Genomic DNA, 24,996 nt, shown 5'->3' with positions numbered 1-24,996 from the left:
TTTCCCCGAGGCGGCTCCCGCCGCCACCGGAGGAAAACCGTCAGACCCGCTCGAAGATGCCCGCCGCGCCCATGCCGGTGCCGATGCACATGCTGATCATGCCGTGGCGCAGCCCCGGGTCGCGCTGCATCGCGGCCATCAGCGTCGCGGTGCGGATCGCGCCGGTCGCCCCCAGCGGATGGCCGAGCGCGATCGCGCCGCCGAGCGGATTCACCTTCGCCGGATCCAGGTCGAGCTGGCGCATCACCGCCAGCGCCTGGGCGGCGAAGGCCTCGTTGAGCTCGGTCCAGCCGATGTCGTCGATGCCCAGCCCGGCCCGCCGCAGTGCGCGCGGAATGGCCTCCACCGGGCCGATGCCCATCACCTCGGGCGGCACGCCGGCCACCGCGTAGGATGCGAAACGGGCGATCGGCGCCAGGTCGTAGCGCTTGATCGCGACCTCGCTCATCAGCAGCACGGCGGCAGCGCCATCGGACATCTGCGAACTGTTGCCCGCCGTCACCGAGCCGCGCGCGGCGAACACCGGCTTCAGCTTCGCCAGCGTTGCCGGCGTCGAGTCCGGCCGCGGCCCTTCGTCCTGCGACAGCACGCGCTCGGCGATGCGCACCGTGCCGCCTTCGCCCGGCAGCCAGGATTTCACCGCATAAGGCATGATTTCGGCATCGAACTGCCCGGCGGCGATCGCGGCGCAGGCGCGGCGATGGGATTCGGCCGCGAAGGCATCCTGGTCTTCGCGGCTCACCGACCACTGGCTGGCGACGCGCTCGGCGGTCAGGCCCATGCCGTAGGCGATGTCGACGTTCTCGGCGTGGGCGAAGATCTCCGGGTTGAGGCTGACCTTGTTGCCCATGATCTGCGGCATCGCGCTCATGCTCTCGGTGCCGGCGGCGATCATCACGTCGGCCTCGCCGAGCCGGATGCGGTTGGCGGCATCCGCCACCGCCTGCAGGCCCGAGGCGCAGAAGCGGTTGATCGTGATGCCGGGCACCGCATCCGGCAGCCCGGCCAGCAGCAGGCCGATGCGCGACACGTTCATGCCCTGCTCGGCCTCCGGCATCGCGCAGCCGGTGACGACGTCGCCGATCTCGTTGCCGTCGAGGTTGGGCACGCGGGCCACCAGCTCGCGCAGCACCGCGGCCAGCATGTCGTCGGGCCGCACATGGCGGAAGGCGCCGTTGCGCCTGGCCACCGGCGTACGCACCGCGGCGACGATGTAGGCGTCCTGAATCTGTTTGCTCATTCCGTCCGTTCTCCGTCAATTGCGCAGCGGCTTGCCCGTTTCGAGCATGTGCGCGATGCGCTGCTGGGTCTTTTCGGTCTTCAGCAGTTCGACGAACTGCGCACGCTCGACGTCGAGAATCCATTGCTCGCCCACCCGGCTGTTGCTGTTCACTTCACCGCCGCACAGCGCCGTCGCGGCAGCCTTGGCGACGCGGTAATCGTGCGCCGAGATGAAGCCGCCTTCGGCCATGTTCACCAGCATCAGTTCGCAGGTGGCGATGCCGTCGCGCCCCGCCACCTTGACCGCGGAATCGATCAGCGCCGGCCGCCAGGCCGATTCGGCCAGCGCCCGGGCGCGACGGATGGCCGCATGGAGCAGTTCGGCGGCGTTGAAGACGACGTCGTCCGAGGCGCGGGCGAAGCCGAGCTCGGCGGCCTCGATCGCGCTCTTCGCCACCGTTGCCATGGCAATGGTCTGGAACGCGGTCTGGATGAACGGGAAGACGTCACCGCCCGCGGTACGCCTGGCCATCGTGTGCGCCTGCAGCGCGAACTCCTTGCTGCCGCCACCCGCCGGAATCAGGCCCACGCCGGCTTCGACCAGGCCGACGTAGCTTTCCAGCGCCAGCACCCGGTGCGCCGCATGCATCGCGAACTCGCAGCCGCCGCCCAGCGCCATGCCCTGTACCGCGGCCACGACCGGCACCTGCGCATGCTTGATCGCCATCGAGGTCTGCTGGAATTTCGCCACCATCTTTTCCAGCAGCTCGAACTGGCCGGCGCGGCAGGCTTCGCCCACCTGCTGCAGGTTGGCACCGACCGCGAACGGCGCCGGATGCCAGATCACCAGCCCGTCGAGATCGGCCTCGGCGCGGGCGATGGCCTCCAGCATGCCGTCCATGACTTCCTCGCCGATGGTGTGCATCCTGGACGTGATCGAGACGATGCCGATGCGCGCATCCTGGTCGGCACGCCGCCACAGCCGCACGCCGGCGTTTTCCCACAGGGTTTCGCCGCGATCGTCCGGCGCTTCGCCGAACACGCGGTCCGGGTAGAGCTGGCGCTGGTACACCGGCAGGCGCGCACGCGGCTTCAGCACGTTCTGCGCCGCGCTCCAGGAGCCTTCCGGCGCATGCACGCCGTCGCGCTCGAACACCCAGGGCGGCAGCGGCACGCTCGACATCGCGCGGCCGTGGCGGATGTCGTCGTCGATCATCTTCGCCACCTCGCTCCAGCCGGCGGCCTGCCAGGTCTCGAACGGCCCCTGCGCCCAGCCGAAGCCCCAGCGCATCGCCAGGTCGACGTCGCGCGCATTGTCGGCGATGTCGCCCAGATGCACCGCGCAGTAGTGGAACACGTCGCGGAAGATGGACCACAGGAACTGCGCCTGCGGATGCGGGTGGGCGGCAAGCTGGGCGAATTTCTCGGCCGGGTTCTTCAGCTTCAGGATCGCGTCGACGTCGGGGAAGACTTCGCCGCCGCTGTCGCGGTAGTCCTGCATGCCGAGATCCAGCACCTGGATCTGCTTGCCCTGCTTGCGGTAGATGCCGCCGCGGGTCTTCTGCCCCAAGGCACCCTTGGCGATCAGCGCCCGCAGCCATTCGGGCGATTCGAAATAAGCGTGCCAGGGGTCGTTGGGCAGCGTCGCCTGCATGGTGCCGACGACGTGCGCCAGGGTGTCCAGGCCGACCACGTCCGCGGTGCGGAAGGTCGCGCTCTTGGGCCGGCCGATGCGCGGCCCGGTCAGCAGGTCGACCTCGTCGAAGGCCAGCCCGAGCCGGGCGGTGTGATGCAGCACGGCCAGGATCGAGAACACGCCGACGCGGTTGGCGACGAAGTTGGGCGTGTCCCTGGCGCGCACGATGCTCTTGCCCAGGCGGGTGGTCAGCCAGGCTTCCAGCGCATCGAGCATCGCCGGATCGGTCTCGGCGGCCGGGATCAGCTCCACCAGCGGCATGTAGCGCGGCGGATTGAAGAAATGGATGCCGCAGAAGCGGCTGCGCAGGCTTTCCGGCATGCCGGCGGCAAGGGCGTGGATCGACAGGCCCGAGGTATTGGACGCGAACACCACGCCCGGCTTCAGGTGCGGCGCGACCTTGGCATACAGGTCGAGCTTCCACTCCATCTTCTCGGCGATGGCCTCGATGACGAGGTCGCACTCGCCCAGGCGGGCGAGATCGCTGGCGTAGTTCGCCGCTTCGACGAAGCGGCCGCGATCCTTGGCCGCGAACGGCGCGGGATCGAGCTTCTTCATCGCGGCGAGCGCCTTGGTGACGACGCCGTTGGCATCGCCTTCGCCGGCGGGGAGATCGAACAGGATCACCGGCAGGTCGGCGTTGGCGCAGTGGGCGGCGATCTGCGCGCCCATGACGCCGGCACCGAGCACGGCAACCTTGCGGATGATGAGACGACTCATGCGCTTCTCCGAGTCACGAATATCCCGGCATCTGCCGGGATTGGGGAAACACGGCCCGCGCCAGGCGCGGGCCGCGGCGGGAGACGGCTTCAGAAAGCCTGCGAATACTGCGCGCCGAGGATCCAGACGCTGGAATCGTATTCGCCTCTGACCAAGCCTTTCTGCGGATCGGCGGCGTCGCCGTTGTTGATCTTGGTGTCATCCACATGCAGGTAGGCGACGCCGAGATCGAGCGTGGATGCCCGGCTGGGCTTCCACTGGCCGCCGAAGGACAGCCAGATGCGGTCGTTGTCCGGCAGCGAAGTCAGGCGCTTTTCGGCGTTCCGGACCGGCGTCTGGTCCCAGGCGATGCCGAACTTGAGCTTCCAGGCATCGTTGAGCTGGTAGTTGGCGCCCAGCGCGACGCGCCAGGTGTCGCGGAAATCGGTATCCAGCGTCTGCGCGATGGCGCCCGCCATCGGCCCCGAAGTGCGCTTGATGTCCACCTTGTCGATGCTGCTCCAGCCGGTCCAGGAGACGTCGCCGAGCAATTCCCAGCGCGAATCCAGCTTATGCACCGCACTGATGATCCAGGTGTCGGGCAGTTCCACCGTCGCTTTCGCGTCGGACGAAATCGCCGCGTTGAACGGTGCTATCGGCCCCTTGCCGGTCAGGTCGCCGTCGAGCTTGTGCTTGATCTTGGAGCGGTAGGAAATGCCGAGCCGGGTGGCATCGGTGAGTGTGAACAGCGCGCCGACGTTCCAGCCCCAGGAATCGTCGTCCGCCTTGAGCTTGGCAAAGGTCGACGCCAGCGGCATTCCCGGCGCATTGACGGTGCCGGCGCGGCGCAGGTACTCGGCTTCCATGCGCTGCCAGTTCAGGCCGAAGCCGAGCGAGACCGTATCATTGACGCGCCAGGCGATCGACGGGTTGATGTTGATGGTCTTGATGTCGAACTCGATCGAATGCGCCGAACCGAGCCAGCCGCGGTTGTACTTGGTGACCAGACCGAAAGGCGCGCCGATGCCCACGCCGACGTACAGGTCCTTGTCCAGCGCCCAGGACAGATAGGCATTGGGCAGCGCCGCCCAGCCGCCGGCGTCGCTGGCCTTGCCGGTCAGGATGCCGGTGCTGGAGCCCTTGTCCTTGAACTTGAAGCTCGGCCTCACCATCGACAGGCCGGCCGAAAACTCGCGATCCTGCAGCAGCGTCATGCCGGCCGGGTTGAAGTAGATCGTGCTGGCGTTCTCGCCCACCGCGGCCGAGCCGGCGTAGGCATTGCCCAGGCCGCTGGCGTTCTGCTCCAGAAGCTGGAAGCCGGCCGCACTGGCGCTTCCGCTGGCCAGGGCCAGCAATGCGGCGGGCAACAGGCGTGCAATCGTGGTTTTCTGCATTTTGACGTCCCCTCTCACAAATGATGTGGATGTGTTGTACTCACCAACCTGCCGGAGCCTTCGCCCCGGCGCCCTCGACAGACGCCTTCGAACATCGGTCCTGGCGCCAATCCCATGAAGGAACGCTACTCGGCCGGCAGCGGCCGCTTGCGCCCCTTGTCATCCAGTGCGACATAGGTCAGTTGCGCCTCCGTCACCTTGACCACGACCGGGTTTTCCGGATCGCGTTCCGCGAAGACCCCGACATCCACGGTGATCGAGGTCCGCCCGACCGCGATCACCTCGGCGTAGAAGCTGACGAGATCGCCCACCGAAACCGGCTGCTTGAAGACGAAGGAGTTGACCGCCACCGTCGCCACCCGCGAGCGCGCCCTGCGTCTGGCCGGGATCGATCCGGCGATGTCCACCATCGACATCACCCAGCCGCCGAACACGTCGCCGGCGGGGTTGAGGTCGGCCGGCATCGGCATGACGCGCAATGCCGGCTGCCTGTCGTGAGGCAGCGCAGTCGCGCTGGCACCAGATTCGCTCATCCGTATCTCCTCGTCATCGTTCAGGCTTCGGCCACACGTTCAGCCACGTTTCCGGCCTCGCCAATCAGGGTTTTCCCCAGGCTGGCGGCATAGTGAAGGGGACCGCCGGTGTGCGGCGCGAAGCCGGTGCCGAAGATCACCCCGGCATCGGCAAGCTCGGCATCGGCGACCACGCCACCACGCACGCAGCGTTCGGCGGCGGCCAGCAGCGGCGCCAGGATGCGCTCCACCAGCGCGGCATCGAAGGCACCTGCCTCGCCCTTTTGCGCCTTGCCATCGACCCAGCGGTAATAGCCTTCGCCGCTCTTGCGGCCGAGCTTGCCGGCCTCGACCAGTTGCAGCAGGCGTTGCGGCGGCGCCACAGGCTGGCCGGACGCGGCATCGCCGGTCAGCGCCTCGCCGGCGGCCACCGCGATGTCCAGGCCCACGGTATCGACCAGTTCCACCGGCCCGATCGGCATGCCGAAGCGCAGCAGCGCCGCATCCACGGTCTCGGGCGAGCGGCCCTCCTCGACGCAGCGCAGCGCTTCGAGCATGTAGGGGCCGAGCACCGCGTTGACCAGGAAGCCCGGCGCGCTCTGGACCGGCAGCGGCAGCTTGTCGATCGCACGCACGAAACCGATCGCACGGCGCAGCATCTCTTCGTCGCTCGCCTCGCCCTGCACCACTTCGACCAGCGGCAGTTGCGGCACCGGGTTGAAGAAATGGATGCCGACCAGCCGCGACGGCTGCTGCAACGCCGTGGCGATGTCTTCCAGGCGCAGGCTGGAAGTGTTGGTCGCCAGCACCGCATCCGGCCTGGCGCGGCGTTCGAGATCGGCGAACAGGCTGCGCTTGGCCTCCAGGTTCTCGAAGATGGCCTCGATGATCAGGTCGGCATGGGCCACGCCATGGCCCTGCGGATCGGGGATCAGGCGGTCGAGGGCAAAGCGCGCCGCGCGCGCATCGCCCTTGCTGCGGCGCTCGAACAGCTTGGCCGCGCGCTTGATCGCCGGCGCGATGCGCTCGACCGACTGGTCCTGCAGCGTCACCCGCATGCCGCGCAGCGCACACACCGCGGCGATGTCGCCGCCCATGACGCCGGCGCCGACCACATGGACGTGCCGCGGCGCGAAATCGATGCCCTTGCCGAAGGCCTTCAGGCGCTCCTGCAGGAAGAACACCCGCACCAGGTTCTTGGTCGTCGGCGAGGCGAAGATCGCTTCCAGCGAGGCGGGATCGCCCGCCGGCACCGCCAAGGCGTTGCCCTGGTATTTCTCCCAGATCTCGATGATGGCGAAAGGCGCAGGATAGTTGTCGCGCGAGACCTTGGCCTCGGTCTGCTTGCGCGCCTTCTCGGCCACCTTGCTGCGCAGCGGGCCGTTCATCGCACGGCGCAGCAGGCGCTCCTTCAGCGCGGGTTTGCGCGCCGGCGCGCCGGACAGCGCGACGATGCGTGCGGCGGACGCCATCACGCGCGGCGGCACGCAGTCGTCGACCAGGCCCAGGCGCTTCGCCTTGCGCGCATCGACGCTCTTGCCGGTCAGCATCATGTCCAGCGCCGCGGCCGGGCCGATGGCCTCGGGCAACCTCAGCATGCCGCCCCAGCCCGGCACGATGCCGAGCATGACTTCCGGCAGCGCGAGCTTGGTCGACGGCTCATCGACCGCCAGCCGATGGCGGCAGGCGAGCGCAAGCTCCAGGCCGCCGCCCAGGCAATGGCCGCGGATCAGCGCCAGCGTGGGGTAGCGCACCGCCGCCAGGCGGTTGAACAGGCTCCAGCCGCGCTCGACCAGCGCGCGCGCCGCCGCCGGCGAGTCCAGCCGCGAGAACTCCTCGATGTCGGCGCCGGCGATGAAGCCGGCCGGCTTGGCGGAGGCGATGACCAGCGCCGCCGGCGGCTGGCGATCGAGCTCGTCGAGCACCTGCGAGAACTCGGCCATCACTTCGGCCGACAAGGTGTTGGCCGCGGCGCCGGCGCAGTCGATCTCCAGCCAGGCCAGGCCGTCCGCCTCGCGGCGCAGTGTCCAGTGCGTCCAGTTCCGTTGGCTCATTGCACGGCCTCCACCAGCATCGCTCCTCCTTGACCACCACCGATGCAGATCGACGCCAGCCCGCGCCTGCCGCCGCTGCGGCGCAGTACCTGCAGCAGATGCAGCACGATGCGCGCGCCGCTGGCGCCGACCGGATGGCCCAGCGCCACCGCGCCGCCGTCGATGTTGAATTTCGCCCCGTCCGGCGCACCCGGCGCGGCATCGAGGCCGAAGTGGGTGCGGCAGTAGGCGTCGTCGGCAAAGGCGCGCAGGCAGGCGATCACCTGCGCGGCGAAAGCCTCGTTCAGTTCCCAGGCGTCGATGTCGGCCGGGCTCAGGCCATGGCGCTGCAGGATCGGCAGCACCGCATGCACCGGGCCGAGGCCCATCTGCTCCGGCGCCAGCGCCGCCCACTGGCTGTCGACGATGCGCCCGAGCGGCTGCAGGCCGTGGCGCTCGACCGCTTCGGCCGAAGCCAGCAGCAGCCACGCCGCGCCGTCGCTGATCTGCGAACTGTTGCCGGGCGTCACCCGGCCGTATTTCTTGTCGAAGAAGGGCTTCAGCTTGGCCAGCCCTGCCATCGACGCATCGCGCCTCACGCCGTCGTCGGCACCATGGACGCTGCCGTCACGGCCGATCAGCGGCGCAAGTTCGGCGGCGAAATGCCCGGCGTCCTGCGCCGCCGCGACGCGGCGATGGCTCTCGAGCGCGAAGGCATCCATCTCCTCGCGGCTGATGCCGAAAGCGAACGCGAGGTTCTCGGCGGTCTGCCCCATCAACTGGCCGACGATCGGATCGGTGAGCCCTTTCATGATGCCGATCACCGGCGCCAGGTTGCCGGGGCGGAAATCCTTCAGCGCCGCCAGCTTCTGGCCCGGCTTCTTTGCCGCGTACCAGTTCGCCAGCCAGCGCACCATCTTGTCGGAGAACAGCAGCGGCGCATGCGACAGTGCATCGACGCCGCCTGCCAGCACCAGGCCGGATCGGCCGCACTGGATGTTCGCGATCGCGGAATCCAGCGCCTGCATGCCGGAGGCGCAGTTGCGCATCACCGTCCAGCCGGGCACGGCATTGCCGCAGCCCATGCGCAGCGCCACCACGCGGCCGATGTTGACCTCGTCGGCCGAAGGGCTGGCGCAGCCCAGGATCACTTCGTCGAGCTGCCCGGGGCCGAAGGGCTGGCGCATCAGCAGCGCCGTGCCGGCCGCCGTCGCCAGGTCGGCGGCGGTGAAGGGACCGGGCCCTGTGCGCGCCTTCAGGAAGGGCGTGCGCGCACCATCGACGACGAACACATCCCTGCTCATGCGGCCTCCCCGCGTGCCGGCGACACCGCCGGCATGCTTTCCACCGCCTTGCCCAGATCGAAGTCGTAGGGGAAGTCATCGACGCGGATGACCTTGTCGCGCAGCATGTTGCGGCGCTCGACGAGCAGGTATTCGGCGTCGGTGATCACGCCGGCGTCACGCGCGCGGCGCCAGACTTCATCCACGTCGCCGCCCGTCATCAGGCCCGGCTCGAAGGCGCCGGAACGCTGCGCCTGCTTGAGCTTGTCCTCGATCGGCTCGACCGCGATCGTCGCCAGCAGCGCCGCCTCCAGCGCGCCGACCGGCTCCTCGACGTCTTCCGGCAGATGGACGCCGGCTGTGAGGCGGTCGCGCGCGGCCGACGGCCCGATCAGCAGGGCTGCGACCTCGTGGCCCAGGCGGTCGGACGGCACCACGTAGGGGCGGCCGAGCGGGAACACGACGAGACGGCGCAGCAGGAAGGCGTACAGCTTGTTCGGGAAGTTGGCGATCACGCCTTCGAAGGCGAGCTGGATGCGGAACATGCAGTCCCAGATCGCCCAGTGCATCAGCGGCGCATCGGCGGCCTGGCGGCCTTCGGCCTCGTAGCGCTTGAGCGTGGCGGTGGCGAGATACATCAGCGACAGGATGTCGCCCAGCCGCGCCGACAGCTTTTCCTTGCGCTTCAGCGCGCCGCCCAGCGTGCCCATCGAAATGTCGGCGATGAAGGCGAAGGCGGCGGAGAAGCGGGTGAGTTGCTGGTAGTAGCGGCGCGTCTCGGGCGCGACATCGATCGGCAGCTTGACGAAGTGCGAGCCGGTCAGCCCCATGACGAAGGCGCGGCCGGCATTGTTGACGGTGAAGGCGACGTGCTCGCGCAGGACATGGTCGAAACCGCCCTCGTCGTTGCGCTGCGCCGCATCCATTTCGGCGAGCACGAAGGGATGGCAGCGGATCGCCCCCTGGCCGAACAGGATCAGGCTGCGCGTCAGGATGTTGGCGCCTTCGACCGTGATGCCGACCGGAATCTGCTGGTAGGCGCGGCCGAGGAAGTTCTGCGGCCCGAGGCAGATGCCCTTGCCGCCGATCACGTCCATGCCGTCATTGACCACCTGGCGCGCACGCTCGGTGACGTGGTACTTGACGATGGCCGACACCACCGCTGGCTTCTCGCCGAGATCGACCGCACCGGCAGTCATCGTGCGCGCCGCGTCGCACAGATAGGTGTTGGCGCCGATCCGGGTCAGCGCCTCCTCGACCCCTTCGAAGCGGCCGATCTGCGTCCTGAACTGGTAGCGGACGCGGGCATAGGCACCCACGGTGCGCGCGGTGAGCTTCTGCATGCCGACGTTGGAGCCCGGCAGCGAGATCGAGCGCCCGGCCGCCAGGCATTCCATCAGCATGCGCCAGCCCTGGCCGGCCATCGCCGCCCCGCCGATGATGAAGTCCAGCGGCATGAATACGTCCTTGCCGCGCACCGGGCCGTTCATCCACACCGCGTTGAGCGGGAAATGGCGGCGGCCGATGTCCACACCCGGGTGGTCGTGCGGCACCAGCGCGCAGGTGATGCCGACATCCTGCTCGCCGCCGAGCAGCCCGTCCGGGTCGTACAGGCGGAAGGCGAGGCCGAACACGGTGCACACCGGCGCCAGCGTGATGTAGCGCTTGTCGAAGCTGACGCGCATGCCGAGCACTTCCTCGCCCTGCCACATGCCCTTGCACACCACGCCGGCATCGGGAATCGAAGCCGCGTCCGACCCCGCCCACGGGCTGGTCAGCGCGAAGGCCGGAATCTCCCGCCCGCTGGCGAGGCCGGGCAGGTAGTGCTGCTTCTGCTCGGGCGTGCCGTAGTGCAGCAGCAGTTCGGCCGGGCCGAGCGAGTTCGGCACCATCACCGTCACCGCGGGCGCCGACGAGCGGGTCGACAGCTTGGTGATGACCTGCGAATGGGCATAGGCCGAGAAGCCCTTGCCGCCATATTCCCGGGGAATGATCATGCCCAGGAAGCCCTTGTCCTTGATGTGCTGCCACACTTCGAGCGGCATGTCCTGCCGCTGGGTGCAATCCCAGTCATCGGTCAGGCGGCACAGTTCCTCGACTTCGTTGTCGAGAAAGGCTTGCTCCTCCTCGCTCAGCCTGGGCCAGGGATAGCCGTCCAGCTTGCGCCAGTCCGGGTTGCCCTTGAAAAGCTCGCCCTCCCACCACACGGTGCCGGCTTCGAGCGCATCCTTCTCGGTCTGCGACATCGTCGGCAGGGCATTGCGGAAAGCCTTGAAGATCGGCGCCGTCACCCATTGGCGGCGCAGTGAATCGACCAGGAAGACGCTCATCGCCCCCGCATAGAGCGCCAGCACCAGCAAGGTCAGCAGCACCGGCCAGTCGCCGGCCCAGCCCAATGCCGCGATCCACACCAGCCCCGCCAGCAGCCAGGCAAAAAGTGGCGCTCGCCCGTAGGCGAGCGCACCTGCCAAGGGAGGGAGGCAAACCAGTAGCAACCAGACCATCACGTTCTCCTCATGCCGGGCGCCGCCCCGGCCGTTCTCCAATCAATCCGTTGCCGCCGCGCCGAAGTCCGGCAGCGGGGCGCGCAAGCCACCGAGCAGGAAGCTCATCAGTCGCGGCCGCATCCGCGACGGCTCCTCTTCCGTGCAAGGCAGGCCTGCCGTCGCATAGACGCTTTCGATACCCGCGATCGCGAACGACATCGCCCCCATCATGTAGTGGAAGCGCCACATGATCTCGTCGCGCGGCACCCCCGGCAGCGCGCGGAAGAGCGCCCCCAGGAAGCGGTCCATCACCTCGGCGTATTCCTCGGCGAGGAACTGGCGCACGAAGGCGTTGGGTTCGTTGTAGGTGCGGCTGAGCAGGCGCATGAAAGTGTTGCCGCCATGCTCGGCGTCCGCGGCCAGTTCCAGTGCAGTGCCGAAGAAGGCCTCGACGATGCGGCTGGGCTTGACCGCCTCGCCGCCGGCTTCCGCCTCCAGACGATCGAGCGCTGCCAGCCGGGCCTCGTTCAATGCCGTCATGCGGCGGCGGAACACGGCCTGGATCAGCGCGTCCTTGCTGCCGAAGTGGTAATTCACCGCAGCCAGGTTGGCATTCGCAGCACCGGTGATCAGGCGCATCGACGTGCCTTCGAAGCCGTGCTCCATGAACAGCCGTTCGGCGGCATCGAGGATGCGATCGCGCGTTTCGGACTGCGGCAGGTGTGGCTCGGTGGACATCGGCGCCCTCAATTCAAACGATTGTTTTAATCATACGTTCAATTTATTTTGTGTCAAGCCCGATCCATCAACCGGCCTTCGGTTTGACTCGCCGCAGCCCGGGCAACAGAATCGCGCGCTTGCCGCCCATCCCGACGAAACCATGAGACGCTCCTCCGCCACCGCCCTGCCCGGCCCCGAACCCACCGAGCGCCATGACTGGCAGACGCTGAAAAGCCTGTTTCCCTTCATCTGGGCCTACAAGGGCAGGGTGATCTTCGCGCTCGGCTGTCTGCTGGCGGCCAAGGGCGCCAACGTGACGGTGCCGATCGTCTTCAAGCACCTGATCGACGACCTGAGCATCACGCGCGAACAGGCTTTCATCATCGTGCCCGCTTCGCTGCTGCTCGCCTATGGCGTGTTCCGCTTCTCGACCTCGCTGTTCACCGAACTGCGCGAAATCGTCTTCGCCCGCGTCACCCAGCAGGCGGTACGCGAGATTTCGCTGCGCGTGTTCCGCCATCTGCATGCGCTGTCGCTGCGCTTCCACCTGGAGCGCCAGACCGGCGGCCTGACGCGCGACATCGAGCGCGGCACCCGCTCGATCGGCTCGCTGATCAGCTACACGCTGTATTCGATCCTGCCGACGCTGATCGAGATCGGCCTCGTCATCGGCATCCTGCTGGTGCAGTACGACCCGGTGTTCGCGCTGATCACGCTGGCGGCGCTGGCGGCCTACGTCACCTTCACCGTCAAGGTCACCAACTGGCGCACGCTGCTGCGCCGGCGCACCAACGAACTCGACTCGGCCGCCAACGCGCGCGCGATCGACAGCCTGATCAACTTCGAGACAGTCAAGTACTTCAACAACGAGGAATTCGAGGCGCGCCGCTACGACGAACAGCTCGGCAAGTGGATGCAGGCCCAGATCACCAACCAGTATTCGCTGTCCGGCCTCAACATCGGCCAGGCGGCGATCATCGCGGTCGCCGTCACGGCGATGATGTGGCAGGCCGCGATCCGGGTGGCGAGCGGCGAGATGACGATCGGCGACATCGTGCTGGTGAACGCCTTCCTGATCCAGCTCTACATTCCGCTGAACTTCCTCGGCGTGATCTACCGCGAAATCCGCCAGGCGCTGACCGACATCGAACGCATGTTCGGGCTGATGAACCAGCACCGCGAAATCGCCGACGCACCGGATGCGCTCACGCTGCCCCCCGGTCCGGCGAGCGTGCGCTTCGAGGGCGTCGGCTTCGCCTACGACGCCAAGCGCCCGATCCTGTTCGACCTCGGCTTCGACATTCCCGCCGGCAGCACGGTGGCGGTCGTCGGCCATTCCGGCTCGGGCAAATCGACCCTGGCGCGCCTGCTGTACCGCTTCTACGACGTGCAGCAGGGCGCGATCCGGGTCAATGGCCACGACATCCGCCAGTTGTCGCAGGACAGCCTGCGCGCGGCGATCGGCATCGTGCCGCAGGATACGGTGCTGTTCAACGACACCCTGTTCTACAACATCCAGTACGGCCGCCCGGGCGCAAGCCGGGAAGAAGTCGAAGCCGCCGCGCGTGCCGCCCAGTTGGAAAACTTCATCCGCCAGTTGCCGGACGGCTACGAAACCCGCGTCGGCGAGCGCGGCCTGAAACTGTCGGGCGGCGAAAAACAGCGCGTCGCGATCGCCCGCGCGCTGCTGAAGAACCCCGCGATCCTGATCTTCGACGAAGCCACCTCGGCGCTGGACTCCAGGACCGAGAAAGCCATCCAGGCCCAGATCGAACGCGCCGCCGAAGGCCGCACCGCGCTCGTCATCGCCCACCGGCTGTCGACGATCATGGATGCGGACGAAATCATCGTGCTCGACGGCGGCCGCATCGTCGAACGCGGACGGCACGGCGCCCTGCTGGCAAGCGGCGGCGCCTACGCGCAGATGTGGCTGCTGCAGCAGGAGGAGGCCGCCACGGACGCCACGCCCGGCTGAGCACAGGCGAAAAAAAACGGCGCCTTTCGGCGCCGCACTTGGCAAAAGATCCGCCCGAGCTTCAGGCCGCGTTCTTGCGGCGGCGCATGCCGACCATGCCGAGCAGGGCAATGCCGGCCAGTGCCAGCGAACCGGGCTCGGGCACGTTGCCACCGCCATTGTTGGGCTTGATCGTGCCGCCGACGCTGGCCAGCTTCAGGTAGTCGTATTTCCCGCACACCTGGTTTTTACCCGTTCCAGAGCATTTATCGAAACCGACTGCGGAACCATTTCTGATGTCTCCCGAATTCACGCCGGAGTTGGCCAGATACCCACCCGCCCCGATCAGCCAGAAGCTCGAATAGATGTCCCCCGCAGCCGTGCCCAGATCCTTGGTGGCGGTGCCGATGTTCGCGTAGTTGCCGATCAGCGTCCAGCCGCGGCTGGTGAGGTTGGCAAACGTACCGCCATCGAGAGACTGGGTTGCCGTCAGCGAACCGAAGCCGGTAAACGCCATGACGAAAATGTCGGAATCGGTGGTGGCGAAGCCCGCCCTGACGCTCTCCAGCCGGACCGCTTCGTCGAAGCTCAGCAGCGCGACCTCGAATCCGTCCTTGTTGTCGAGCGCATGCTGATTGCCGGTCGCGGACTCCCCGCCAACGCCGATGCCATTGCCCGCCCAGTATCCGACCGAGGTCTTGTAGATATCCGAGGTATTGCCCGTAGCCTTCCAGCCCGTCACCTGGGGCTCGTTGGCGGCGGAGTTGGTCAGGTTCCAGTTGGTCGCCGCCATCGCGGAGAGCGAAGCGGCACACAGAGCGATGGCAAGAGCGGACTTCGAAATTATCGTTTTCATGGTCATTCCTTAAATTGGCTTGCTTTTTTGCCTTTTCAGCAAAAAACGAGCCAATCTTCTTCGCACCATATTTATCAATTAGTTACATAATTCGGCAGGGATACCCGCAGCACGTGCGTCAATTTTTCCGACACTATCCGAGCTGCTCCAGCAGCTTTCTGGCCTCCCCGGCCCAGGAGGCAGCCGGAGACGCCTTCAATGCGAACTGCAGCTCGGCCCGGGCTTCCTGTGCCCGTCCCAGCTTCGCCAGCACATAGCCGAGATGCCAGCGGATCTCGGGATCTTCCGGCGCGCGCAGGCGAGCATCGCGCAAGTGGCGCATGGCCTCGTCGAAGCGGCCGGCCTGCGCCAGCGCCCAACCCAGGGTATCGGCGATGCCGACGTTCCCCGGTTCCAGAGCCAAGGCCTGCTCCGCCAGGCGCACCGGGTCGCCCTCGCCCTGCACCAGCAGCACGTTTGCCAGATTGTTGAGGACGTTCGCCCCGGCCCGGCCCTCGGCCACCAGCTTCTCGTACTCCTCCCGCGCGGCCTTCCAGTTGCCATCGCGCATCCAGAGTTCGGCCAGCATTTCCCGCACGCTCGCTTCCTCGCCCCGCTTCTCCTCCAGCCAGCGCCTCAGCACCGGCACGGCAGATTTCGGCTCGCCCTGCAGCACGGCAACGCTGGCGCGGCGCTGGAGCACATCGAACGAGGGCTGAAGCTCGAAGGCGTCGCGGTACAGCTGCGCTGCTTCGGCGAGGCGCTTGCGGCGCACCGCGAGATCTCCCGCCAGGCGCAGGCCGCTCGCACTGGCCGGATGCTCCTTGCGCAGCGCCGCCACCAGGCCGTCGATCGTCGCCGGCTCCACGCCCGGATCGGCAAGGGCCGCCTCCGTTTCCAGCACCATCGCAGCCTCGTCCCCGGGCCTGCCCTGCAGCGCCTTCTGCGCGGCATAGCTCGCCCCCGAGGGATTGGCCGCCCGGAGTTGGAGATAGCCGATGCTCACCAGCCGCGATACGTCGTATTCGGCAAGCACGGTCATTTCGCGCAAGGTCTGCCGGGCCGCCTTGTTGTCGCCGATGTCGATCTGCGCCTCGGCCAGCGTGGCCAGCACCAGCAGGTCGGAACCCCACTGCGGCGCCAGGGCCTTCGCCGCATCGAGGGCGCCCGCCTTATCGCCGGCCGCCGCCCTCGCCTTGACCAGCGCCACCCCGAAGCGCGGGTCCCGCGGGCGTTCGGCCACCGCCTTCTCGAACCAGCGAATCGCCTCGCCGATATTGCCGACCCCCTGTTCGAGCATGCCCGACTCATACATGGCCACGGTGTCGTTGCGGTTCTGCTTCAGCATTGCGGCATAGGTGCGGCGCGCCTCGTCGAGGCGCCCTTCCGCAACGTCGAGACGCGCCATGTTCAGGCGCGCAGGCATGAAGTTCGCGTCGCTCGCCAGCGCCGCCGCGTAGGCCTTGCGCCCTTCGACCGGATTTCCGCTGGCGACCTGGATGGCCCCCAGCAGATTCAGCACCGCGGGATTGCCGGGCGCGGCTTCGGCGGCACGCAGGGCGACGGCCAGCGCGGCCTTGCCTTCGCCTTGCCGCATCAAGGTGTTCGCAAGCGCGTTGGCGACGACGAAGTCGCCAGGCGTCTTGTCGAACACGGCCTGCAGGCTTTCGATCGCAGCCGCCGTGTCGCCACCGCCCAGGCGGCTGAATCCGAGTGCGGCCTGCGCCCCGACATCCCCGCCCTGCGCGGCCTTTTCGAGCAATTCACTCGCCTTGCCATAGCGCCGCTGGGCGAGGTTGACGCGCCCCAGCAACTGCAGCGCCTGCGGGTCTTCCGGCTGCAGCCGGAGCACATGCTCGAGCATGCCGGTCGCGCGTGCGTAGTCGCTCATGTCCAGATAGACCGAGGCCAGCAATTTGCGCGCGCCGAGATTGTTCGGGTAGCGGGAAACCGTCGTTTCGAGATACTTCTTGGCCTTCTCGAGCTGCCGTCCGGCGTGGTGCGCCAGCGCACCGACCATCAGCAGTTGCTCGTGGCCGGCAACCCATTCCGCGGGCAGGGCATCGACCAGGCCGCCCGCCTCTGCCAGGTGGCGTGCCGCCTCCGCACGCTTGCCCTGCCTGTCGGCGAGCAGGGCAAGCAGGTAGGACACCCGCGGCTCGATCGGCCCTGCCCCGATGGCGGCCAGCGCGGCCCGCGCTTCGTCATCACGCCCCAGGTCGACCAGGATGCCGGCCCGTGCGACGGCGGCATCGATCAGAGCGGGATCGAGCGCGATCGCGCGCTCGTAGTCCATCAGCGCCGTCGCCAGCTCGCCGGTGGCATGCGCCACCGAAGCACGCGCATTGAAGGCCATCGCGTATTCCGGGCCGTGCTCCACCGCCTGCTCCGCAAGCTGCCGTGCACGAGCCAGGTCTCCCCTTCCGATCAGCATCGGCACTTCCGCCGCAAGAGGGACGGGCGAAGCCGGATCGAGCGCACGTGCTTCGGCAAAGCTGCGCTCGGCCTCGGCACGCTGTCCCAGCGCGGCATGGGCCACGCCGCGCAGCGTCAGCACATCGAGGCGGACGCCGGCCGGCAGGCCTTCCGCCGGAATCGATTGCAGCAGCACCGCCGGCTTCCCCTGCAGCAGATAGATGCGCGCCATCGGCACCGCCACTTCGGCGCGGCTCACGCCGAGCCGGAGCGCTTCGCGGAATTCGACTTCCGCCGGGCCGACGTCCCCGTCGCTGAGGTAGGCGCGCGCCAGCAGCAGGTGGGCGGCCAGCATGTTGCGGTCCTGTTGCAGGGCGTTCTTGAGCTGGATGATGGCACCGGCGACATCCTGCGCCTCGAAACGCTTCAGCCCGTCCTCGTAATAGCGGCTGGCCGCCGCCGGGTCGGCCAGCGCAGGCACGGACAGGAGCAGCGAGACGGCACCGGTGGCGAGCATACGGGCCAGCAGTCGGGCAGGGCGTTTCATGGGCAAGGGGTCGTCCGGTTTCGGGAGGGTGGAGCGAGTATATGGGGGTATACCGAAAGGCCTCCGTGGAATTCGTCATTGTCGACGCAAACGACATCGATGGCATATTCACCACGCGCTCGAAGCCACACCGGCAAACGCGCCATCCCGTAGAATCGCGGGCAGGCTGGCGGGCTCCGTGCCTCCGGCCCTCATCTATTCAGGAACCGCCCAGGCCCGCAGCCCGAACATGCGCAGACCCCGCATCGCCCTCGTCGCCACCGGCGGCACCATCGCCGGCACCGCCGCCTCGCCGACCGACACCACCGGCTACACCGCCGGGCAGTTGGGCGCCGCAGAACTGCTCGGTGCCGTGCCGCAGCTGTCCGCGCTGGCCGAATTGCACGCCGAGCAATTGTTCAACATCGACAGCAAGGACATGGGCCCGGCCCACTGGCTGCCGCTGCTGCGGCGCGTGCAGGCGCTGGCCGATGACGGCGACATCGACGGTGTCGTCGTCACCCACGGCACCGACACGCTGGAGGAAACCGCTTATTTCCTCCATGTCGCGCTCGCCACCGCCAAGCCGGTGGTGATGACCGCGGCGATGCGCCCGGCCACCGCGCTGTCCGCCGACGGTCCGCTCAACCTCTACCAGGCCGTGCAACTCGCCTGCCGTCCGGCGGCGGGCCGCGCCGGCGTGCTCGCGGTGCTCGGCGACCGCATCCTGCCCGCGGTCCATCTCGCCAAGCGCCACCCGTCCGCGGTCGATGCCTTCAGTTCGCCCGGCGCGCTGAGCATCGACGCCAGCGACACCCAGTTGCAGGCCCTTCCATCCCCCCGCCATCACCGCATCGACCTGCCCGACGGCGTGCAGGCGCTACCGCCGGTCGAACTGCTGACGGCGAGCGCAGGCAGTTCGCCGGCACTGGCCGCAGCCGTGGTGCGCGCGCTGGCCCGCGCCAGCCAGGTCGCCGGGCGTGCCGGCCTGGTGCTGGCGCTGCCGGGCAACGCCAGCCTGCCCGCAAGCTGGGAAACGGTGCTCGCCGAAGACCTTCCGCCTGCGCTACCGGTCGTGCTGGCCAGCCGCTGCGGCGCCGGTGCGACCGCACATCGCGCCGATCGGCCGGGCAACTGGCTGCAGTGCCGCACGCTCGATCCGCTGAAGGCGCGCGTGCGCCTGATCGCCGGCCTCGGCGCCGGACTGCGCGGCGCCCGCCTGAAGCGCTGGTTCGAGCGCGTCTGACGCCCTCTCCGCTCAGAGCCCCGGGTCGCTGCCGCCGCCGATCAGCGCGCTTTCGACGATGCGCCGCGACAGGTGCGGCGCGAAGCCCTCGATGAAGGCGAAGACGTAGGCCCGCAGCCAGGCCCGCTTGCGCAGGCCGATGCGGGTCGTGCTGGACTCGAACAGGTGCGACGCATCCACCATGCCCAGCCGCCTGTCCTCTTCGGCGTCGTAGGCCATGCGCGCCAGGATGCCGATGCCCAGGTCCATTTCCACGTATTTCTTGATCACGTCGGAATCGATCGCCGACAGCACGACATTGGGCCTCAGTCCGCGCCCGAGAAAGGCCTTGTTGATCAGGCTGCGGCCGGTGAAGGCGTCGTCGTAGGTGATGATCGGATAGCGGGCGATCGCCTCCAGCGTCAGCGGCGATTCATGCAGGATGGGGTGGCGCGGCGTGGCGACCACGCAGCGGTTCCACTGGTAGCAGGGCAGCATCGCGAGGTCGTCGTAATCGGCGATGGCCTCGGTGGCGATGCCGATATCGGCGGCGCCATCCAGCACCATTTCGCACACCTGGCGCGGGTTGCCCTGGTGCAGCGACAGCTTCACCTGCGGGTAGCGGCGCATGAAGTCGCGTACCACGGCCGGCAACACGTAGCGCGCCTGAGTGTGGGTAGTGGCAATGCTCAGGCTGCCCACCGTCTCGTTGGCGAACTCGCTGCCCACCTGCTGCAGATCGTCGAGGTCGCGCAGCACCCGTTCGGCGATCGCCAGCACTGCCCGCCCCGGCTCGGTGACGGCGACCAGGCGCTTGCCATGGCGTTCGAAGATCTCGATGCCCAGCTCGGCCTCGAACTGCCGGATCTGCTTCGAGACGCCCGGCTGGGAAGTAAACAGTGCATCGGCGGCTTCCGTGACGTTGAGCCCACGGCGCGCCACTTCATGGATGTAGCGAAGCTGCTGGAGATTCATTGTCCCCTCCTCATTGTCCCCTCCGCCTCATATAACTTTCAATTCTAAAAGTCTAACCGCAAACCGCTTTCTATGGCTAAGCCAAACCTCTACGATCCGCGCACTTCAAAGGATGCCCTTCATGGATTTTGCGTACACCATTGCCGGATTCGCCGTGGGCGCCATCGTCGGCCTGACCGGCGTCGGCGGCGGCTCGCTGATGACGCCGCTGCTGGTGCTGATGTTCGGCATCCATCCGTCGGTCGCGGTCGGCACCGACCTGCTGTACGCCGCCATCACCAAGGCGGGCGGCACGCTCGCCCACGGCCTCAAGGGCACGGTGGACTGGAAAATCACCCGCCTGCTGGCCACCGGCAGCATTCCGGCCGCGGCGCTCACGCTGTTCCTGGTCGGCCGCTACGCGCCGGGCGGCATCGAAGGCGCGGCCAGCCTGATCCAGGTGGCGCTCGGCGTCGCGCTGCTGCTGACCGCCGTCGCCCTGATCTTCCGCAAGCGCATCCAGGCCTTCGCCCTCGCCCGCTTCGGCGGCAAGCCCGATCCGGTGCGCACCGCGCGCCTCACCATCCTGACCGGCGCGATCCTGGGCACGCTGGTGTCGATTTCGTCGGTGGGCGCCGGCGCGCTCGGCGTCACCGCCCTCCTGTTCCTGTACCCGACGATGCCCGCACTGCGCATCGTCGGCTCGGACATCGCCCACGCGGTGCCGCTGACCGCAGTCGCCGGCATCGGCCACTGGATGCTCGGCAGCGTCGACTGGCTGCTGCTGGGCAGCCTGCTGGTCGGCTCGCTGCCCGGCATCTGGCTCGGCAGCCACATTTCGACCAAGGTACCCGACCACTTCCTGCGCCCGATCCTGGCCACCATGCTGGTGCTGGTCGGCGCCAAGCTGATCAGCCACTGACCGCCAGCCACTGGCACGCAGCCCGGCCTGTCCCGGGCTCAACGCAACGAATACATGAACCCCCAGAGAGACGAATCCTATGTACAAGTACGACGAATACGACCAGCGCATCGTCGATGAGCGCGTCGCCCAATTCGCCGATCAGACCCGGCGCTACTTCGCCGGCGAACTGAGCGAGGACGAATTCCGCCCGCTGCGCCTGCAGAACGGCATCTACATCCAGCGCCATGCACCGATGCTGCGCATCGCCGTGCCCTACGGCAACCTGAACTCGAAGCAGTTGCGCATGCTGGGCCACATCGCCCGCTGCTACGACCGCGGCTATGCCCACGTCACCACGCGCCACAACATCCAGTTCAACTGGCCCAAGCTGGAAGACGTGCCCGAAATCCTCGGCCTGCTCTCCAGCGTGCAGATGCACGCCATCCAGACTTCGGGCAACTGCATCCGCAACGTCACCTCCGACCCCTTCGCCGGCGTTGCCGCCGACGAGATCGCCGACCCGCGCCCGTGGTGCGAAATCCTGCGCCAATGGAGCACCTTCCATCCGGAATTCGCCTTCCTGCCGCGCAAGTTCAAGATCGCGGTGAATGGCGCCAAGCAGGACCGCGCGCTGATCCAGGCCCACGACATCGGCCTGGACCTGGTGTACAACGAGGCCGGCGAGCTGGGCTTCCGCGTGCTGGTGGGCGGCGGTCTGGGCCGCACGCCGATCATCGGCGCGGAAATTTCCGCCTTCGTGCCCTGGCAGCAGATCCTCAACTACTGCAGCGCCATCCTGCGCGTCTACAACCTGCACGGCCGCCGCGACAACGCCTACAAGGCGCGCATCAAGATCCTGGTGAAGGCCCTGGGCGTGGAAGAGTTCGCCCGCCAAGTCGAAGCCGAGTTCGTCCATCTCAAGGACGGCCCGTCCACCTTGACGCAGGCCGAGATCGACCGCGTCGCCGGCCGCTTCGACGATCCGGTGCTGGCGCCGCTGCCGCAGGACGCCGGCTACCGCGCCCATCTGGCGGAGAACAAGGCTTTCGCGGCCTGGGCGCGGCGCAACGTGCGCGCCCACCGGGTGCAGGGCTACGCCAGCGTGGTGCTGTCGCTCAAGCCCTATGGCGTGGCGCCGGGCGACCTCACCGCCGAGCAGTTCGACGCCATCGCCGACCTCGCCGACCGCCATGCCTTCGGCGAAGTGCGCAACACCCACGAACAGAACGTGCTGCTCGCCAGCGTGCGCGAAGCCGACCTGTTCGAGGTCTGGCAGCAGGCACGCGAACTGGGCCTGGCGACGCCGAACATCGGCCTGCTGACGGACATCATCTCCTGCCCCGGCGGCGACTTCTGTGCGCTGGCCAACGCCAAGTCGATCCCGATCGCCAACGCGATCCAGGACCGCTTCACCGATCTCGACTACCTGTACGACCTCGGCGAACTGGAACTCAACATCTCCGGCTGCATGAACGCCTGCGGCCACCACCACGTCGGCCACATCGGCATCCTCGGCGTCGACAAGAACGGCCAGGAGTTCTACCAGGTGACGATCGGCGGCTCGCAGGGCAACCAGGCGGCGCTGGGCAAGGTGATCGGCCCGTCCTTCGCCGCCGCCGAAATGCCGGACGTGATCACTTCGCTGATCAACAACTTCATCGACAACCGCCACGAAGACGAACGCTTCATCGACACCGTGCGCCGCATCGGCATCGACTCGTTCAAGACCCGCGTCTATGCCGAGCGCGCCGCGCGCCTCGAAGCCCGGGAGACCGCCAATGTCTGACATCATCAAGAACGGCCTCATCCAGTCCGACGACTGGCAGGTGCTGCGCCTGGCCGAAGGCGAGGCCGCCGCCGACGCCGCGCTGCCGGCCGGCCGCGTCATCGTGCCGCTGGCCGTGTGGCAGGCTCGCCGCGACGAACTGCTGCCGAAGGCCGAAGCCGGCGTGCTCGGCGTCTGGCTGGCGGGCAGCGAAGACCCCTTCGCGCTCGAAGCCGACCTGTCGGCACTGCAACTGGTCGCGGTGGACTTCCCCAAGTTCGCCGACGGCCGCGGCTACTCGATCGCCACGCTGCTGCGCACCCGCCTGGGCTATGGCGGCGAGCTGCGCGCGATCGGCGACGTGCTGCGCGACCAGTTCTTCTTCATGCTGCGCTGCGGCTTCAGCGTGCTGCAGCCGCGCGAAGGCAAATACACCACTGCCCAGCTCGAAGCCGCGCTCGCCAGCCTGAAGGATTTCACCAATCCCTACCAGGGCGCGGTCGACCGCCCGGAGCCGCTGTTCCGCCGCCAGCCGCGCACCCCGCTGCAGAAGGACGCCGCCTGATGAACGCCAGTGTCTCCCCGCTGCGCCCGCCCGCCGGCAACCCGGCCACGCGCCCCGAGCTGACCGACGCGCTGCGCGCCACGGCCGGCGCCAAGGCCGCCGCCGCCCTCGCCCTGTTGCGCGAGGCGGTGGCGGAATTCGGCACGGCCGGCGAACTCACTTTCGCCAACAGCTTCGGCGCCGAGGACATGGTGCTGACCGACCTGATCCTGTCGAGCGCGTTGCCGATCGAGATCTTCTCGCTCGACACCGGCCGCCTGCCGGCCGAGACCTATGCGCTGATGGGCGAGGTCGAGCAACGCTACGGCACCAGGCTGAAAGTCTTCTTCCCCGACTCCGCGTCGGTGGAGAATTTCGTCCGCAGCCACGGCATCAATGCCTTCTACGACTCGATCGAGCTGCGCAAGGCCTGTTGCGGCGTGCGCAAGATGGAACCCCTGCGCCGCGCCCTGGCCGGCAAGAAGGCCTGGATCACCGGCCTGCGCGCCGCCCAGTCGGTGACCCGCAGCGGCCTGCCCTTGCGCGAGTTCGACCAGGGCAACGGCCTCGAAAAGCTCAACCCGCTGTCGGACTGGAGCGAGACCGAGGTGTGGGCCTACATCCGTATCAACGAGGTACCCTACAACGCGCTGCACGACCAGTTCTATCCCAGCATCGGCTGTGCCCCCTGTACGCGCGCCATCGCGCTGGGCGAGGACGTCCGCGCCGGGCGCTGGTGGTGGGAAGACCCCGCAACCAAGGAATGCGGCCTGCACGCCAAGAAGGGCTGAAACCGACGCCCTCACGCGCCCCCGAACACGCAATCGAAACGGTAATCACATCATGTCGACGCTGACCAAACAGACGCTTTCCCATCTCGACTGGCTCGAAGCCGAAGCCATCCACATCCTGCGCGAAGTCGCCGGCCAGTGCGCCAACCCGGTGCTGCTGTTCTCCGGCGGCAAGGATTCGATCTGCCTGCTGCGCCTGGCCGAGAAGGCCTTCCGCCCGGGCCGTTTCCCCTTCCCGCTGATGCACATCGACACCGGCCACAACTACAAGGAAGTGACCGATTTCCGCGACAAGCGCGCCGCCGAGCTGGGCGAGCGCCTGATCGTGCGCTCGGTGGAGGATTCGATGGCGCGCGGCACCGTGGTGCTGAAGCATGCCGGCGAGTCGCGCAACAAGCACCAGTCGGTGACGCTACTGGAAGCGATCGAGGAATTCGGTTTCGACGCCTGCATCGGCGGCGCCCGCCGCGACGAGGAAAAGGCGCGTGCCAAGGAGCGGATCATGAGCTTCCGCGACGAGTTCGGCCAGTGGGACCCGAAGAACCAGCGCCCGGAGCTGTGGAACCTGTACAACGCCCGCAGCCACAAGGGCGAGAACATCCGTGCCTTCCCGATCAGCAACTGGACGGAGCTGGACGTGTGGCAGTACATCCAGCGCGAGCAGCTGGAGCTGCCGTCGATCTATTTCGCCCACGTCCGCCCGGTGGTGCGCAAGAACGGCCTGCTGCAGCCGGTGACGGAGCTGACGCCGGCCAAGCCGGGCGACAAGGTCGAAGACGTCCAGGTGCGCTTCCGCACCGTCGGCGACATCACCTGCACGGCGCCGGTCGAATCCGATGCCGACACGGTGGAGAAGATCCTGGCCGAGACGGCAACGACGACGATCACCGAGCGCGGCGCAACGCGGATGGACGACCAGACTTCCGAAGCCTCGATGGAGCAGCGCAAGAAGGAAGGGTATTTCTGAGTTTTTAAGGTGTTCTTGAGAACGAACGATGGGCTTCGCTGCGCTCTACCCATTCTACGCAGCCATCGGCGA

Annotated in this window: 18 protein-coding genes; 7 read left to right on the top strand and 11 right to left on the bottom strand. The window is 67.8% G+C overall.

Annotated elements, in window-relative coordinates:
* Positions 1 to 40 precede the first annotated feature (40 nt).
* The 8 genes from ACNQFN_RS04225 to ACNQFN_RS04190 all read right to left on the bottom strand — a co-directional run bounded on the left by ACNQFN_RS04225 (position 41) and on the right by ACNQFN_RS04190 (position 12,062).
* Positions 41 to 1,240: an acetyl-CoA C-acyltransferase gene (locus ACNQFN_RS04225; protein ID WP_418648071.1), complete on the bottom strand. Its 1,200-nt coding sequence runs from the start codon at positions 1,238 to 1,240 to the stop codon at positions 41 to 43.
* Positions 1,241 to 1,255: 15 nt separating this feature from the next.
* Positions 1,256 to 3,637: a 3-hydroxyacyl-CoA dehydrogenase/enoyl-CoA hydratase family protein gene (locus tag ACNQFN_RS04220; protein WP_418648070.1), complete on the bottom strand. Its 2,382-nt coding sequence runs from the start codon at positions 3,635 to 3,637 to the stop codon at positions 1,256 to 1,258.
* An 89-nt stretch (positions 3,638 to 3,726) separates the two neighbouring features.
* Positions 3,727 to 5,010, bottom strand: a complete 1,284-nt coding sequence (locus tag ACNQFN_RS04215; RefSeq protein ID WP_418648069.1) for an OmpP1/FadL family transporter — start codon at positions 5,008 to 5,010, stop codon at positions 3,727 to 3,729.
* A gap of 125 nt (positions 5,011 to 5,135) precedes the next feature.
* Positions 5,136 to 5,543 (bottom strand): acyl-CoA thioesterase, encoded by a 408-nt coding sequence (locus tag ACNQFN_RS04210; RefSeq protein WP_418648068.1) that lies wholly within the window; start codon positions 5,541 to 5,543, stop codon positions 5,136 to 5,138.
* A gap of 20 nt (positions 5,544 to 5,563) precedes the next feature.
* On the bottom strand, positions 5,564 to 7,576 hold the full coding sequence (locus ACNQFN_RS04205; RefSeq protein ID WP_418648067.1) for a 3-hydroxyacyl-CoA dehydrogenase NAD-binding domain-containing protein: 2,013 nt from the start codon (positions 7,574 to 7,576) through the stop codon (positions 5,564 to 5,566).
* Positions 7,573 to 8,859, bottom strand: a complete 1,287-nt coding sequence (locus ACNQFN_RS04200; protein ID WP_418648066.1) for an acetyl-CoA C-acetyltransferase — start codon at positions 8,857 to 8,859, stop codon at positions 7,573 to 7,575. Before ACNQFN_RS04200 ends, ACNQFN_RS04205 begins: the two co-directional genes overlap by 4 nt.
* Positions 8,856 to 11,342, bottom strand: a complete 2,487-nt coding sequence (locus ACNQFN_RS04195) for an acyl-CoA dehydrogenase (protein WP_418648065.1) — start codon at positions 11,340 to 11,342, stop codon at positions 8,856 to 8,858. The genes ACNQFN_RS04200 and ACNQFN_RS04195 overlap by 4 nt, the downstream gene beginning before the upstream one ends.
* Before the next feature lie 42 nt (positions 11,343 to 11,384).
* Positions 11,385 to 12,062 (bottom strand): TetR/AcrR family transcriptional regulator, encoded by a 678-nt coding sequence (locus ACNQFN_RS04190; protein ID WP_418648064.1) that lies wholly within the window; start codon positions 12,060 to 12,062, stop codon positions 11,385 to 11,387.
* Between the two features lie 142 nt (positions 12,063 to 12,204).
* Here ACNQFN_RS04190 and ACNQFN_RS04185 point away from each other — a divergent pair, with 142 nt between their 5' ends.
* Complete coding sequence (locus tag ACNQFN_RS04185) at positions 12,205 to 14,019, top strand: ABCB family ABC transporter ATP-binding protein/permease (protein WP_418648063.1); 1,815 nt, start codon at positions 12,205 to 12,207, stop codon at positions 14,017 to 14,019.
* A gap of 61 nt (positions 14,020 to 14,080) precedes the next feature.
* Here the strand turns inward: ACNQFN_RS04185 and ACNQFN_RS04180 are convergent, their stop codons facing one another.
* The gene (locus ACNQFN_RS04180) at positions 14,081 to 14,854 is read right to left on the bottom strand and encodes a PEP-CTERM sorting domain-containing protein (RefSeq protein ID WP_418648062.1); all 774 of its coding nucleotides are present in this window, start codon (positions 14,852 to 14,854) and stop codon (positions 14,081 to 14,083) included.
* A gap of 133 nt (positions 14,855 to 14,987) precedes the next feature.
* Complete coding sequence (prsT, locus tag ACNQFN_RS04175; RefSeq protein ID WP_418648061.1) at positions 14,988 to 17,795, bottom strand: XrtA/PEP-CTERM system TPR-repeat protein PrsT; 2,808 nt, start codon at positions 17,793 to 17,795, stop codon at positions 14,988 to 14,990.
* A gap of 229 nt (positions 17,796 to 18,024) precedes the next feature.
* On the opposite strand from prsT, the gene ACNQFN_RS04170 reads away from it, so the two are divergent.
* The gene (locus tag ACNQFN_RS04170) at positions 18,025 to 19,020 is read left to right on the top strand and encodes an asparaginase (protein WP_418648060.1); all 996 of its coding nucleotides are present in this window, start codon (positions 18,025 to 18,027) and stop codon (positions 19,018 to 19,020) included.
* Between the two features lie 12 nt (positions 19,021 to 19,032).
* Here ACNQFN_RS04170 and ACNQFN_RS04165 read toward each other — a convergent pair whose 3' ends face one another.
* Positions 19,033 to 19,974 carry a CysB family HTH-type transcriptional regulator gene (locus ACNQFN_RS04165; protein WP_418648059.1) on the bottom strand — a complete coding sequence of 314 codons (942 nt, stop codon included), beginning with the start codon at positions 19,972 to 19,974 and terminating at the stop codon, positions 19,033 to 19,035.
* 121 nt (positions 19,975 to 20,095) lie between these two features.
* On the opposite strand from ACNQFN_RS04165, the gene ACNQFN_RS04160 reads away from it, so the two are divergent.
* From ACNQFN_RS04160 to cysD, 5 genes are all read left to right on the top strand, one after another.
* A complete protein-coding gene (locus ACNQFN_RS04160) occupies positions 20,096 to 20,875 on the top strand; it encodes a sulfite exporter TauE/SafE family protein (protein WP_418648058.1) in 780 nt (259 codons plus the stop codon).
* Positions 20,876 to 20,954: 79 nt separating this feature from the next.
* Positions 20,955 to 22,643 (top strand): nitrite/sulfite reductase, encoded by a 1,689-nt coding sequence (locus ACNQFN_RS04155; protein ID WP_418648057.1) that lies wholly within the window; start codon positions 20,955 to 20,957, stop codon positions 22,641 to 22,643.
* Positions 22,636 to 23,187 carry a DUF934 domain-containing protein gene (locus tag ACNQFN_RS04150; RefSeq protein ID WP_418648056.1) on the top strand — a complete coding sequence of 184 codons (552 nt, stop codon included), beginning with the start codon at positions 22,636 to 22,638 and terminating at the stop codon, positions 23,185 to 23,187. Before ACNQFN_RS04155 ends, ACNQFN_RS04150 begins: the two co-directional genes overlap by 8 nt.
* Complete coding sequence (locus tag ACNQFN_RS04145; RefSeq protein ID WP_418648055.1) at positions 23,187 to 23,957, top strand: phosphoadenylyl-sulfate reductase; 771 nt, start codon at positions 23,187 to 23,189, stop codon at positions 23,955 to 23,957. The genes ACNQFN_RS04150 and ACNQFN_RS04145 overlap by 1 nt, the downstream gene beginning before the upstream one ends.
* Positions 23,958 to 24,009: 52 nt before the next feature.
* On the top strand, positions 24,010 to 24,924 hold the full coding sequence (gene cysD, locus ACNQFN_RS04140) for a sulfate adenylyltransferase subunit CysD (RefSeq protein ID WP_418648054.1): 915 nt from the start codon (positions 24,010 to 24,012) through the stop codon (positions 24,922 to 24,924).
* The last annotated feature ends 72 nt before the right edge of the window (positions 24,925 to 24,996 follow it).

Source organism: Thauera butanivorans (assembly GCF_048398245.1).
GTDB lineage: Bacteria > Pseudomonadota > Gammaproteobacteria > Burkholderiales > Rhodocyclaceae > Thauera > Thauera butanivorans.
Note: the sequence above shows the minus strand (reverse complement) of the source record. Positions and strands in the feature narration are given on the sequence as shown.

What these genes read in the sequence shown, in the direction of transcription:
- ACNQFN_RS04225 (WP_418648071.1), bottom strand. Translation starts at nt 1,240, where the DNA reads ATGAGCAAACAGATTCAGGACGCCTACATCGTCGCCGCGGTGCGTACG.
- ACNQFN_RS04220 (WP_418648070.1), bottom strand. Translation starts at nt 3,637, where the DNA reads ATGAGTCGTCTCATCATCCGCAAGGTTGCCGTGCTCGGTGCCGGCGTC.
- ACNQFN_RS04215 (WP_418648069.1), bottom strand. Translation starts at nt 5,010, where the DNA reads ATGCAGAAAACCACGATTGCACGCCTGTTGCCCGCCGCATTGCTGGCC.
- ACNQFN_RS04210 (WP_418648068.1), bottom strand. Translation starts at nt 5,543, where the DNA reads ATGAGCGAATCTGGTGCCAGCGCGACTGCGCTGCCTCACGACAGGCAG.
- ACNQFN_RS04205 (WP_418648067.1), bottom strand. Translation starts at nt 7,576, where the DNA reads ATGAGCCAACGGAACTGGACGCACTGGACACTGCGCCGCGAGGCGGAC.
- ACNQFN_RS04200 (WP_418648066.1), bottom strand. Translation starts at nt 8,859, where the DNA reads ATGAGCAGGGATGTGTTCGTCGTCGATGGTGCGCGCACGCCCTTCCTG.
- ACNQFN_RS04195 (WP_418648065.1), bottom strand. Translation starts at nt 11,342, where the DNA reads ATGGTCTGGTTGCTACTGGTTTGCCTCCCTCCCTTGGCAGGTGCGCTC.
- ACNQFN_RS04190 (WP_418648064.1), bottom strand. Translation starts at nt 12,062, where the DNA reads ATGTCCACCGAGCCACACCTGCCGCAGTCCGAAACGCGCGATCGCATC.
- ACNQFN_RS04185 (WP_418648063.1), top strand. Translation starts at nt 12,205, where the DNA reads ATGAGACGCTCCTCCGCCACCGCCCTGCCCGGCCCCGAACCCACCGAG.
- ACNQFN_RS04180 (WP_418648062.1), bottom strand. Translation starts at nt 14,854, where the DNA reads ATGAAAACGATAATTTCGAAGTCCGCTCTTGCCATCGCTCTGTGTGCC.
- prsT (WP_418648061.1), bottom strand. Translation starts at nt 17,795, where the DNA reads ATGAAACGCCCTGCCCGACTGCTGGCCCGTATGCTCGCCACCGGTGCC.
- ACNQFN_RS04170 (WP_418648060.1), top strand. Translation starts at nt 18,025, where the DNA reads ATGCGCAGACCCCGCATCGCCCTCGTCGCCACCGGCGGCACCATCGCC.
- ACNQFN_RS04165 (WP_418648059.1), bottom strand. Translation starts at nt 19,974, where the DNA reads ATGAATCTCCAGCAGCTTCGCTACATCCATGAAGTGGCGCGCCGTGGG.
- ACNQFN_RS04160 (WP_418648058.1), top strand. Translation starts at nt 20,096, where the DNA reads ATGGATTTTGCGTACACCATTGCCGGATTCGCCGTGGGCGCCATCGTC.
- ACNQFN_RS04155 (WP_418648057.1), top strand. Translation starts at nt 20,955, where the DNA reads ATGTACAAGTACGACGAATACGACCAGCGCATCGTCGATGAGCGCGTC.
- ACNQFN_RS04150 (WP_418648056.1), top strand. Translation starts at nt 22,636, where the DNA reads ATGTCTGACATCATCAAGAACGGCCTCATCCAGTCCGACGACTGGCAG.
- ACNQFN_RS04145 (WP_418648055.1), top strand. Translation starts at nt 23,187, where the DNA reads ATGAACGCCAGTGTCTCCCCGCTGCGCCCGCCCGCCGGCAACCCGGCC.
- cysD (WP_418648054.1), top strand. Translation starts at nt 24,010, where the DNA reads ATGTCGACGCTGACCAAACAGACGCTTTCCCATCTCGACTGGCTCGAA.